The organism is Sphingomonas sp. CBMAI 2297 (assembly GCF_029870595.1).
Taxonomy (GTDB): Bacteria; Pseudomonadota; Alphaproteobacteria; order Sphingomonadales; family Sphingomonadaceae; genus Sphingomonas.
The window spans coordinates 169838-181095 of the sequence record NZ_JAPDIR010000010.1 but is presented as its reverse complement, the minus strand read 5'-3'; the positions used below and the strand labels follow the sequence as shown (position 1 = coordinate 181095).

The window sequence follows — 11258 nt, the reverse complement described above, 5'->3', positions numbered from 1 at the left end:
GGCGCCTGCCGATGACGGTGCCGGTGCTGTCCGACGGGGACGAGGACGGGCGCGGCTGGCGCACCCGCTTCGTGATGCCGGCCGATGCGAGCATCGAGACCCTGCCCGATCCGTCCGCCGGCGTGCGGCTGCGCATGCTCCCCGCCCGGCGGATCGCCGCGCTGCGCTTCACCGGCGTCGACAGCGACGGCCAGCTCGACGCGCACGAGGCGGAGCTGCGCGCCTGGATCGGCGACAACGGCTTCCGTCCCGCCGGGCCGGTCGAGCATGCCTTCTACAATTCGCCTTTCACGCCCGCGCTCCTCAAGCGCATCGAGGTGCTGATCCCGCTCGCGGCGTAGCTGTTATATATTGCTAATACACCTTGGATGGGGTATGACGGCTGCCATGCTGAACCTGATCTCGATCCTAGTGGGCATCATTGCCCTGCCGCTCATGCTGATCGCGCTGATCCCGTTCCTCGGCTGGCTCAACTATATGGTGATCCCGGTGGCCGTGGTCGGCATCGCGCTGGGGGCGCTTTCCGATTCGAACACCGGGCGCAACCTCAACATCGTCGTCGCGATCGTCGGCATCGTTCGCCTCTGGCTGGGCGGCTTCATCTTCTGATCCGCGCCGTTCGCGCATGAGAAAAGGGCCCGGCGTCGCCGCCGGGCCCCTCTCTGCCTGCGTGGCAAGCTCTTAGCGGCAGCGAACGTCGCCGCGATCGACCGACGAGCCCAGCGCCGCGCCCGCGGCCGCGCCGAGCAGCGTGCCGAGCGTGGCGTTGCGGCCGTCCGACAGCGCGTTGCCGAGCAGACCGCCCGCGACGCCGCCCACGATCAGGCCGGTCGTGCCGTCCGAGCGGCGGCAATAATAGCGCCCGTCATTGCCGCGATAGACGCGGTCGTTCCGGGTCAGGCGGCGCTCGCGATAATAGCGGCCGTCGCGATAATAGTCCGCCGGATTGTAATAGCGCTCGCCCGGGGGCAGGCGGTTATAGTCGTAGTTGCGATAGCGGCGCCAATCGCTCCGCCACTGGCGGTCGTCGCGACGGTCGCGGCGATCATAGCGATCGCGGTCGCGCCAGTCCTGCGGGGCGGCGGCGGTCACGGCCGCGCTGGTCGCGAGCGGCGCGTTGGCGATGGGGGCCGCGCTGGCGGGCGCCACGGCAAGGCCGGCGCCGGCGATCGCAACGGCAAAAAGGATACGCATGGGGAGTCCTCCTTATGGTTCCTGCCATCCAACGTACCGCAAGGAGGCGAGTTGCGTGAACGGGAAACTACTTCCCGTTCATCGCACGGCCATGGCTCAGAGCCGCTTGTCTCCCGGATAGGCGAAGAGCAGGTCGCTGCCCGCCTCGGCATGAAGGCTGGCGCTGCCCTGGAGCGTCACGCATTCGCCGGCGCGAAAGGCCACGCCGTCCACCACGCCTTCGCCGCGCAGCGGGATCAGCCAGCCGGTGACGTCCTGGGGCAGGTCGAGCGTGCGCGGGCCGCCTTCCCAGCGCTCGAGCACGAATTTCGGCCCCTCGACCAATATCTCCCGGCCGTCCGCGACGCGGCCCGGCATCGGGTGCGGCACATAGGGGACGGGATCGGAGACGGCGATGCCCTGGTCGAGATGGAGCTCGCGCGGGCGCCCATAGTCGTAGAGGCGATAGGTGGTCTCGCTGTTCTGCTGCACTTCGACCAGGGTGATCCCGGCGCCGATCGCGTGGATCGTGCCCGAACCCGAATAGAAGAAGTCGCCCGCCTTGACCGGCTTCCAGTCGAGCAGGTCCTCGATCGAGCCGTCGAGCGCGGCGGCGCGCAGCGTCTCGCGGTCGACGGGCCGAATGGTGCCCAGCGCGATCGTCGAATCGGGCTCGGCATCGAGGATCACCCAGCATTCGTCCTTGCCGCGCGGCAGCCCGGCGGCGTGCGCCTGCGCGTCGTCGGGATGGACCTGGACCGACAGCTTCTCGCTGGTGAAGAGATATTTGATCAGCAGGTCGGGCGTGCTGTCGCCCGGCGTCTGGAACCAGATCTCGCCCACCGGCCCGCCGTCCGCCGCCGGATCGGGGAAGCCCGGCCAGAGCGTGTGGCGGCCCCAGGGTTTGTCGACGCGGTGTGTGGCAAGCAAGGTCGCGGTCACGAATTTCCTCCCGAATCAGGGCTCGCTAGCGCAACGCGCGGCGCCTGTCGCGGGTCCGCCGCAATCCCGCCGCGAAAAGGATTGTTTGACGCCACTGGACCGGGCTAAGACCCCCACCCATGCGTACTCCCACCACCCGCGCGCTCGCGCTCGCTCTTCTCCCGGTTCTCGCGCTCTCGATGGCCGGTTGCGCCAAGAAGGGCGGCAGCAAGGACCTTCCCTATGTCGCGCGCGACGTCGGCACGCTCTATTCCACTGCCAAGCAGAAGCTCGACCAGCATCAGTACAAGCTGGCCGCGGCCTTGTTCGATGAAGTCGAGCGCCAGCACCCCTATTCGGTCTGGGCCCGCCGCGCGCAGCTGATGGGCGCGTTCAGCTATTATCTGAACCGCGACTATACCGAGTCCATCTCGTCGGCGCAGCGCTTCCTCGCCGTCCACCCGGGCAATCGCGACGCGCCCTATGCCTATTATCTGATCGGCCTGTGCTATTACGAGCAGATCCAGGACGTGACGCGCGACCAGAAGATCACGCAGCAGGCGCTCGATTCGCTGGGCGAGCTGACCCGCCGTTATCCGAACACCAAATATGCCGCCGATGCCCGCCTGAAGATCGATCTGGTCCGCGATCACCTCGCCGGCAAGGAAATGGAGATCGGCCGCTTCTACGAGACGCGCGGCCAGTGGCTCTCGGCGACGCTGCGCTTCCGCACGGTGGTCGACCAGTATCAGACGACCACGCACGTGCCGGAGGCGCTAATGCGCCTCACCGAATCCTATCTCGCGCTCGGCGTGCCCGAAGAAGCGGAGAAGGCCGCGGCCGTGCTCGGCGCCAACTATCCGGGTACCGACTGGTACAATCATGCCTATAAGCTGATGCAGGCGAACCAGGGCAAGCTGAAGCAGGCCGAGACGGCGACCGCCAAGCCCGCGAGCTGATGGCCGGGGCTTTCGTTCTCGTTAAGTTCCTGCGATAGAAGCAGGCGCATGCTGACTGCGCTGGCCATTCGCGACGTCGTTTTGATCGAGGCGCTCGACCTGGAGTTCGGAGCGGGGCTCGGCGTGCTCACCGGCGAGACCGGGGCGGGCAAGTCGATCCTGCTCGATGCGCTGGGGCTGGCGCTGGGCGCGCGCGGCGAGACCGGGCTGGTGCGCCAGGGCGCGGCGCAGGCGGTGGTGACCGCGACCTTCGACGTGCCGGCGCGGGACGGCGAGGTCGCCAATCTGTTCCATCAGAACGGGCTGGAGCTGGAGCCGGGCGAGCCGCTGATCGTCCGGCGCATCGTCAAGGCCGATGGCGGCAGCCGTGCCTTTCTCAACGATCAGCCGGCCTCCGCCGGCCTGCTGCGCGAACTGGCGCCGCATCTGGTGGAGATCCATGGCCAGCATGACGATCGCGGGATGCTCAATCCGCGCGGCCACCGCGCGCTGCTCGACGCCTTTGGGCGCTGCGATCCCGGCCCGGTGGCGATCGCCCATCGGGCCTGGCGCGACGCCGAGGCGGCGCTCGCGGTGGCGCGGGCCGAGCAGGACCTGGCCGAGCGCGACCGCGAATGGCTGGAACATGCCGTCGCGGAGCTGCGCGCCCTTGCTCCGGAAGCGGGCGAGGAGGCGGTGCTGGCCGAGCGCCGTGCCGCCATGCAGCGCGGCGAGAAGATCGCGGGCGAGCTGCAGGGTATCGCGGAGCTGCTCGACGGTTCGGAAGGGGGGGTGAGCCAGCTTCGCCAGGCCGCACGCGTGCTGGAGCGGATCGCCGGGGATCACGAGGCGCTCGCCGAGGCGCTCGCCGCGATCGACCGCGCGATCACCGAGGCCGCCGACGCGCAGGACCGGGTGGATGCCGCCGCCGAGGCGCTGGCCTTCGATCCCGCCGCGCTCGAGGCGGACGAGGCCCGGCTGTTCGAGTTGCGCGGGCTGGCGCGCAAGCACCGGGCCCAGCCCGACGAACTGCCGGCGCTGCTCGAGGAACTGGCCGGCCGGCTCGAACGGGTCGAGAGCGGCGGGGCGGGGATCGCACGGCTCGAGGCAGTGGTGGCCGACGCGCACCGTGCCTATGCCGACGCGGCGAAATCATTGTCCGCGCTGCGCGCCATGGCCGCCGCCCGGCTGGACGCCGCGGTGGCGACCGAGCTCAAGCCCCTGAAGCTCGACGCCGCGCGTTTCCGCACCGTGGTGGAGCCGCAGGACGAGGCGAGCTGGTCGTCCTTCGGCATGGACCGGGTGGAGTTCGAAGTCTCCACCAATCCGGGTGCCCCCTTCGCGCCGCTGGTCAAGATCGCCTCGGGCGGCGAGCTTTCGCGCTTCATCCTGGCGATGAAGGTGGCGCTGGCCGAGGAGGGCGGGGCGCGGACGCTGATCTTCGACGAGATCGATCGGGGCGTCGGCGGCGCAGTGGCGAGCGCGATCGGGGAGCGGCTGGCCCGGCTGGCCGACACGGCGCAGGTGCTGGTGGTGACGCACAGCCCGCAGGTGGCGGCGCGCGGCGCCCGCCACCTGCTCATCGCCAAGAGCCATGACGGGACGGTCACGCGCACGGGAGTCACGCCGCTCGACGCGGCGGCGCGCCGCGAGGAGATCGCCCGCATGCTCTCCGGGGCCGAGATCACCGACGAGGCGCGTGCCCAGGCCGAGCGGCTGATCGCGGCTTAGGCTGGGACTCATATTCTTCTTCGTCACCCCGGCGCAGGGCCGGGATGACGGTAGGGGCGACGATGAGTCCTCAATCTGGCCGATAGGTCCGCACCGGATGCCGAGGCGAGCGGCTCAGGAGCGGGCGAGCTCGTGCATCATGTCGCGGCGAATATCGTCCTGCCGTGCGCGGATCATGCCGGGGATCAGCAGTGCGTCGATCAGCACCCAGACAAAGCCGATCAGCACGAAATAGGACAGGATCTGCAGGACGGCCGAGACCGGCCGGCCCAGATAGAAGCGATGGGCGCTGACGAACCAGAGGAACAGCCAGAGCAGATAGGCCACCACCACGCTCGGTGCGTCGTTGGTCACGCGCTGTTCGACCAGCGTCAGTTCGGCAATCGAGAGCGCCATCTGCTTCCTCTTCATCTCCGGCCGCGAATCTAGAGGCGCCGCCATATGCGTCAATCGATTCCGCCGACCCTCGGGTCGCCGCGCCGGAGCCGCGTTCTCCCGAAGATGAACGGAACTTCCGCGCGCACGACAGCTTGCGACACAAATGCACGGGGTTGGGGACAAGCATGCGACAGCCGCTCCCCATAACCGGTTTCAGGCCGCAGGGGCGGCCCGGTTTAAAAAGAGGAGCGTAAAATGAACAAGTTGACCCTGATGCTGGCCGGTCTCGGCATCGCTGCTTCGGCCGTTCCGATGACCGCGGCGATGGCCGCGCCGCATCCGGCGCCCGCCTATCAGGCATGGCAGTCGATCAACGGCCGCCAGGCGAATCTCGAGGCTCGCATCAACCAGGGCGTGCGCTCGGGCCAGCTCAGCCGCAGCGAGGCGGCTCGCCTCCGCGCCGAGTTCAACAGCCTGGCCCGGCTCGAGGCCCAGTATCGCCGCTCGCGTCCCGGACTGACGCTCGCCGAGCGCCGCGACCTCGATCGCCGCTTCGATGCCCTGTCGGCGCGCATCCGCGTCCAGAAGCACGATCGCGAGCGCCGCTGGTGAGGACTAGGTCGAGAATCCGAGCAAGTATCTGATTTCCTGCCGTCATCCCGGCTCAAGGCCGGGATGACGAAGGAAGAATACCTAGCGGGTTCCCCTTCCCCGATCCCCCAGGGGGAACCTGACCGGGACGGGCTCCGCCGAGAGGCGGGGCCCGTTGCCGTATCCGCTCAGCGCAGCGGCTTGCCGCTGTCCTTCCATTTGTCGAGAATTTGCGATTCGCCGTCATCCGCCGGCGTGGCGGCGGGCTGGGGCCTGGGCGCATAGCCGCCGATCGGCGTGCCGCTCTGGGCATAGGCCGGCTGGATGCTCTCGCGCGGCGTCGCGATCGGTGCGGCGGCCTTGCCTGCCATTGGCGGCGCCTGCGCCGGCGCCGGCATGGGCACCAGGGGGGCGATCACCGCGGCAAGATCGGTGCGCACATGCGGCTCGGGCAGCGGCTCGCCGCCGCGATAGGACTGGCGAAAGGCGGCGGCCGTGCCCCACCAGCCCTTCCAGCGATGGAAGAAATGCGCGCCGAACACGCCGGTCATCACCAGCCCGCGATTCCATACCGGAGTGACCGCATAGGTGTGATAGTGCGTGGCCATCCCGACCGGGGCGAATACCTGGCCGGCGAGCGCGGCGGCGGCGACGCGGCTGGCACGGTCCCAGGCCGCGCGGACGGGCGCGCGGTCCATCGCGCCGTCACAGGCGAAGCTGAACTGGCAGCCGCGCTTCTCCGATCCCTGGAACACGACGCCGCACACGGTTGCGGGAAAGGCCGGATGGCGCACCCGGTTCAGGATCACCTGCGCGACGGCGCGCTGTCCGTCGGCGGGCTCGTTCGCCGCTTCATAGTAGATCGCCGTGGTCAGGCACTGGAGCGCGCGTGCCTTGTCCATGCCGCTGCCGGCCAGATGGAAGGGCAGCGCCGGCTGGATGGATCCGTCGACCGGCGCATCCGCCGCGTCCGCGGGAATCGGCAGGTCGGGAAGCTTCGCCGTGCCGGTCGTGCCGGCGCCTACCGCGGCATCGTCGTCGACGGCATAATAAAAGGCGGCGCCGGGGAAATGATCCTCGGCCTCATAGCCGGTGACGACCGGCCTGGGCTCGGGCTTCGGCTTGCCGGCGGGGGCCAGCGCCTGGGCGGAGAAGCCGGCGCCGATCAGCGACGCGACGAGCGCCGCCGCGATCCCGCGTGCCTGCATCTTCGAGAAACGCCGCCAGAACAAAGTCGCGCCTACTCCGCCGGGCCTGTCGCCCGCGCGCGGCAATAGCGGATTTCAGCGCCCCCCGCGCCCCCGGATTTCCCGGCGTCCCAAGGCGAAACACTTGATGGTGAAGGTAATTTTTACCCTAATGGGCGCGGTGGCCGAGTTTTGAACGAAGCAGCAGGATCACCATCAGGTTCGCCACCATCCCGGCAACGAGCAGCGGCTCGACTGGCTTGCTCGGTCCCAGATAACCGGCGAGCGCAACCAGATAGACGCCGAGCGCACAGCTATTTGCGGAGCTCATTATCCATGCCGCGTTCTTCCCGGGCAACAGCGCGGACAACACCATCCAGGCGCCGACGGCGATACAGGGGCCCTTGAACAAAGGACTGGGCATCTGCCCATAGAGTACGCGCCACACGGTGAAGCCCCCGACGACCAGCGAGAGCAAGCGGAGCATCAGCAGCATCAAATCCCCCTTCCGGTTGCATGGGCAGCGTTAGCTGCATCGACATTTGGTGTGAAGGAGTCGCGATGGCCCCATTCGCCCGGCATCCCGACCTCCTTGCAAAGTAGGATTTCGCCTGTTTGGCTGATCCGGCCGGCCGCGCTGTCCGGCCGCTCTTTGGCTTGTCGGAAATATAGGATCGGTCCCGCGCAGCTTTGTTGCGCGGCGGGCGGATTCGCGCCCGGCATCCGCCGCGCAGGTTGTGGCCTTTGCGACCTTCGGACGCGTTTCGACGCTAGTCCCGCCCGCCATGGTAGGACGCGCGGAAGCCGTTCGCGAACTCGGTGAGCCGGCCGTCGCCGATCGCGGCGCGCAAATCCTGCATCAGCACCTGGTAGAACCAGATATTATGCTCGGTCATCAGCATCGCGCCGAGGATCTCGCCCGCGCGGACGAGATGGTGGAGATAGGCGCGGCTCCAGGTGGCGCAGACGGGGCAGGGGCATTCGGGGTCGAGCGGCCCCTGATCCTCGGCGAACCTGGCGTTGCGGATGTTGATCGGGCCGGTGCGGGTGAAGGCCTGGCCGGTGCGGCCCGAGCGGGTGGGCAGCACGCAGTCGAACATGTCGATCCCGCGCTCGACGGCACCAACGATGTCGTCGGGCTTGCCGACGCCCATCAGGTAGCGGGGCTTGGCGGCGTCGAGCTGGCCGGGGGCGAAGTCGAGCACGCCGAACATCGCTTCCTGGCCTTCGCCGACCGCGAGGCCGCCCACCGCATAACCGTCGAACCCGACGTCGAGCAGCGCATCCGCCGAAGCCTTGCGCAGCCCTTCGTCGAGCGCGCCCTGCTGGATGCCGAAAATGGCGTTGTGCGCGGCATGGTCCTCGGCGGCGAAGAAGGCGTCGCGGCTGCGCTTCGCCCAGCGCATCGACCGCTCCATCGCCGCGGCCTGCACCTCGCGAGTGGAAGTGGTGGGGACGAGCTCGTCGAACGCCATGGTGATCGAGCTGCCGAGCAGCCGCTGGATCTCGATCGAACGCTCGGGGCTCAGCATGTGGCGCGAGCCGTCGAGGTGCGACTTGAACGCGACGCCTTCCTCGCTGCGGGTGGTCAGGTCCGCCAGGCTCATCACCTGATAGCCGCCCGAATCGGTCAGGATCGGCCGGTCCCAGCCCATGAACGCGTGCAGGCCGCCCAGCCGGGCGACGCGCTCGGCGCCGGGGCGCAGCATCAGGTGATAGGTGTTGCCGAGGATGATGTCGGCACCCGCGGCGCGGACATCGGCGGGCTTCATCGCCTTGACGGTGGCGGCGGTGCCGACCGGCATGAAGGCGGGCGTGCGGATCTCGCCGCGCTGCATCGCGATGGTGCCAAGGCGCGCCTTGCCGTCGGTGGCGTGGATGGTGAACTCGAAACGGGGCATGGCGAGCCCTTGCCTCCTTTGGCGGGGGAGCGCAACGGCGGGGGATGACCGCGAACCTTCTCGCCGACCTGCCCGACGCCCGCGCGGGCGAAGTCTTCACTGCGCTGCTGCGGCGCCCCGGCATCCGCATCGAGCGCATCGTCTCGCAGGGGCAGGCGACTCCGGCGGATGCCCCCATGGTGCAGGACCGGGACGAATGGGTGCTGCTGCTCGAGGGCGCGGCGGGGTTGCGCATCGAGGAGGAGGGCGAGCGCGTGCTGCGCCCGGGCGATCATCTGCTGATCGAGCGGGGCCGGCGGCATTGGGTGACCTGGACCGCCGGCGACCGCGCTACGGTGTGGCTGGCGGTGCATCTCGGCTGAGGTCGAGCGACCAGGTCTCGCCCATCACCGGCTCGCCGAACATCGTGTGGCTGGCGCTGTCGACCAGCTCGAAGCCCTGCGCGGCATAGATGCGCCGCGCGCTCGCGAGGATCGTGTGGGTCCACAGATCGAGCCGCGCATAGCCGGCGTCGCGCGCGAACGCGATGCAGTTGCGGACCAGCGCGTCGCCGATGCCCAGCCCGCGCGCATGACCCTCGACATAGAGGAGGCGCAGCTTGGCAACGCCGCCGCCGCCATCGGCGAGCATCACCGATCCGAGCATCTCGCCCCCGCGCTCGGCGACCCAGCATTGCTCCCGCCCAGGCTTGAAGTCGCGCAGGAAGCCGGTGGTGACGTCGCCCAGCAGCAGCTCCATCGGCCGCTCCCAGCCGTAATGCTCGGCATAGAAGATCGCCTGGCGGCTGGCGATCGCGCCCATGTCGCCCGTGCGGAGCGTGCGGATGGTCCAGCCGCCCGGGCCGCCCTCGATCAGCGCGCGCGCCGCGGCGAGATGGTGGCCGAGGAGCGGGCCGCCGCCGGGCCCCAGCGATTCGAGCTGGCGGCGGCTATGCGCGCGCGTGGTCGCGTCGAGCGCATCGAATGCCGTCCGGCCGGCGGGGAGCAGGACGATCGGGCGCCGGCGCGCATCTTCCGTACCGCGCTCGCGGGCAACCCAGCCGCGCTCCTCGAAGCGCTTGACCGCACGGCTGACATAGCCCGCGTCGAGCCCGAGCGCGTCCTGCAGCTCGATCGCGAGCACGGGCTGGCGACCGGCGATCTCGTAGAGGAGCCGCGCCTCGGCGACGCCCAGCTCGCTGTCCATGTAGCGCGGCGCGAGCACCGCGGCGAAGCGGGTATGCGCCCGGTTGAAGGCGCGGAATTGTTCGATGGCCTGTTCCATGCCGCGAGATTGCACGGATATAATTGATTGAGTCAAGTATTTCTGCGCCGAGCCTCGCCCGGTGCGATCGGCCCGCTGATCAGGGCACGAGGGTGGTGAAGACGAACACGCCGAAGATGACGAGATGCACCACGCCCTGCAGCACCGTCGTCCGCGCGGTGGCGAGCGACTGGGTGGTCACCAGCAGGGTCAGCGAGAGCAGGACGATGCCGCGCGAATCGAGGCCCAGCGCCAGCGGCAGGCCCTGGCCCAGCGACAGCACCGCCACCGCCGGAATGGTGAGGCCGATGGTCGCCAGTGCCGAGCCGAGCGCGAGGTTGAGGCTGGTCTGCAGCCGGTTGGCCATCGCCGCGCGGACCGCCGCCACGCTCTCGGGCAGCAGCACCAGCATCGCGATCACCACGCCCACCACCGCGTGCGGGGCGCCGGCCGCGGCGACGCCGTCCTCGATCGCGGGCGCGAGCGCCTTGGCGACCAGCACCACTTCGACGAGGCAGGCGGTGAGCAGCACGCCCGACAGCAGCGTCTGGCGCCCGCTCGGCGGCGGGGCATGCGCCTCCAGATCGGCGGCTTCCTCGTTCGGCGGCAGGAAATAGTCGCGGTGGCGCACGGTCTGCACGGCGACGAAGGTGAGATAGAGCAGCAGCGAGACGATCGCGACGAAGGCGAGCTGCGACGGCGCGTAGAAGGGGCCGGCCGAGGCGGCGAAATTGGGCAGCACCAGGGTCAGCACGGTCAGCGTGCACAGCGTCGCCAGCGACGCGCTGACGCCGACCTGCTGGAAGCTCTGCTCGCGGTGGCGCAGGGCGCCGAGCAGGATGAACGCGCCGATCAGGCCGTTCAGGATGATCATCACCGCCGAGAAGACCGTGTCCCGCGCCAGCGTCTCCGCGCCGGACTTGCCCTGCAGCATCAGCGTGAGGATCAGGCCCACCTCGATCACCGTCACCGCCAGCGCGAGCAGGAAGGTGCCGAAGGGCTCGCCCACCTTGTGCGCGATCAGCTCGGCATGGTGGACCGCGGCCAGCACGGTGATGATCAGCACCAGGCCGAGCAGCAGCGGCGGGATGTCGACCACGCCGCCGAAGAGTATGCTGGCCGCGCCCGCGAAGGGCGGAAGCCAGATCCAGGTCCAACGCAGTCGTTCCATGCCCGTCACTCTACAGACGGGGGCC

Annotated in this window: 14 protein-coding genes; 6 read left to right on the top strand and 8 right to left on the bottom strand. The window is 69.3% G+C overall.

Annotated features, from left to right (window positions below; all coding sequences use genetic code 11):
* Together OMP43_RS15470 and OMP43_RS15465 are read left to right on the top strand one after the other, a co-directional pair.
* Positions 1-341, top strand: a 341-nt coding sequence (locus OMP43_RS15470; protein ID WP_280280413.1) for a heme-binding protein, incomplete at its 5' end; no start/stop codon positions are given.
* 34 nt (positions 342-375) lie between these two features.
* Positions 376-609: a hypothetical protein gene (locus tag OMP43_RS15465; RefSeq protein ID WP_280280411.1), complete on the top strand. Its 234-nt coding sequence runs from the start codon at positions 376-378 to the stop codon at positions 607-609.
* A gap of 72 nt (positions 610-681) precedes the next feature.
* Here OMP43_RS15465 and OMP43_RS15460 read toward each other — a convergent pair whose 3' ends face one another.
* Entirely contained in the window at positions 682-1194 is a 513-nt protein-coding gene (locus OMP43_RS15460; RefSeq protein WP_280280410.1) for a glycine zipper 2TM domain-containing protein, read from the bottom strand.
* 96 nt (positions 1195-1290) lie between these two features.
* Positions 1291-2115, bottom strand: a complete 825-nt coding sequence (locus tag OMP43_RS15455) for a class I mannose-6-phosphate isomerase (protein WP_280280409.1) — start codon at positions 2113-2115, stop codon at positions 1291-1293.
* A gap of 119 nt (positions 2116-2234) precedes the next feature.
* Here OMP43_RS15455 and OMP43_RS15450 point away from each other — a divergent pair, with 119 nt between their 5' ends.
* Together OMP43_RS15450 and recN are read left to right on the top strand one after the other, a co-directional pair.
* On the top strand, positions 2235-3053 hold the full coding sequence (locus OMP43_RS15450) for an outer membrane protein assembly factor BamD (protein ID WP_280280408.1): 819 nt from the start codon (positions 2235-2237) through the stop codon (positions 3051-3053).
* 48 nt (positions 3054-3101) lie between these two features.
* Positions 3102-4763, top strand: coding sequence for a DNA repair protein RecN (gene recN / locus OMP43_RS15445; RefSeq protein ID WP_280280407.1), 1662 nt, complete (start codon positions 3102-3104; stop codon positions 4761-4763).
* Positions 4764-4877: 114 nt separating this feature from the next.
* Here recN and OMP43_RS15440 read toward each other — a convergent pair whose 3' ends face one another.
* Positions 4878-5159 (bottom strand): TM2 domain-containing protein, encoded by a 282-nt coding sequence (locus tag OMP43_RS15440; RefSeq protein ID WP_280280406.1) that lies wholly within the window; start codon positions 5157-5159, stop codon positions 4878-4880.
* Positions 5160-5396: 237 nt separating this feature from the next.
* On the opposite strand from OMP43_RS15440, the gene OMP43_RS15435 reads away from it, so the two are divergent.
* A complete protein-coding gene (locus OMP43_RS15435; RefSeq protein ID WP_167297863.1) occupies positions 5397-5753 on the top strand; it encodes a hypothetical protein in 357 nt (118 codons plus the stop codon).
* A gap of 167 nt (positions 5754-5920) precedes the next feature.
* Here OMP43_RS15435 and OMP43_RS15430 read toward each other — a convergent pair whose 3' ends face one another.
* From OMP43_RS15430 to tgt, 3 genes are all read right to left on the bottom strand, one after another.
* A complete protein-coding gene (locus OMP43_RS15430) occupies positions 5921-6964 on the bottom strand; it encodes a cell wall hydrolase (RefSeq protein ID WP_280280405.1) in 1044 nt (347 codons plus the stop codon).
* Between the two features lie 124 nt (positions 6965-7088).
* Positions 7089-7415, bottom strand: a complete 327-nt coding sequence (locus OMP43_RS15425; protein WP_280280404.1) for a hypothetical protein — start codon at positions 7413-7415, stop codon at positions 7089-7091.
* Positions 7416-7689: 274 nt separating this feature from the next.
* Positions 7690-8820 carry a tRNA guanosine(34) transglycosylase Tgt gene (gene tgt, locus OMP43_RS15420; protein WP_280280403.1) on the bottom strand — a complete coding sequence of 377 codons (1131 nt, stop codon included), beginning with the start codon at positions 8818-8820 and terminating at the stop codon, positions 7690-7692.
* 44 nt (positions 8821-8864) lie between these two features.
* On the opposite strand from tgt, the gene OMP43_RS15415 reads away from it, so the two are divergent.
* Positions 8865-9182, top strand: a complete 318-nt coding sequence (locus OMP43_RS15415) for a cupin domain-containing protein (protein WP_280280402.1) — start codon at positions 8865-8867, stop codon at positions 9180-9182.
* Here the strand turns inward: OMP43_RS15415 and OMP43_RS15410 are convergent.
* Both OMP43_RS15410 and OMP43_RS15405 read right to left on the bottom strand, forming a co-directional pair.
* On the bottom strand, positions 9151-10083 hold the full coding sequence (locus OMP43_RS15410) for a helix-turn-helix domain-containing GNAT family N-acetyltransferase (protein WP_280280401.1): 933 nt from the start codon (positions 10081-10083) through the stop codon (positions 9151-9153). The genes OMP43_RS15415 and OMP43_RS15410 overlap by 32 nt on opposite strands.
* A gap of 79 nt (positions 10084-10162) precedes the next feature.
* A complete protein-coding gene (locus tag OMP43_RS15405; RefSeq protein WP_280280400.1) occupies positions 10163-11233 on the bottom strand; it encodes an ionic transporter y4hA in 1071 nt (356 codons plus the stop codon).
* Positions 11234-11258: the final 25 nt, after the last annotated feature.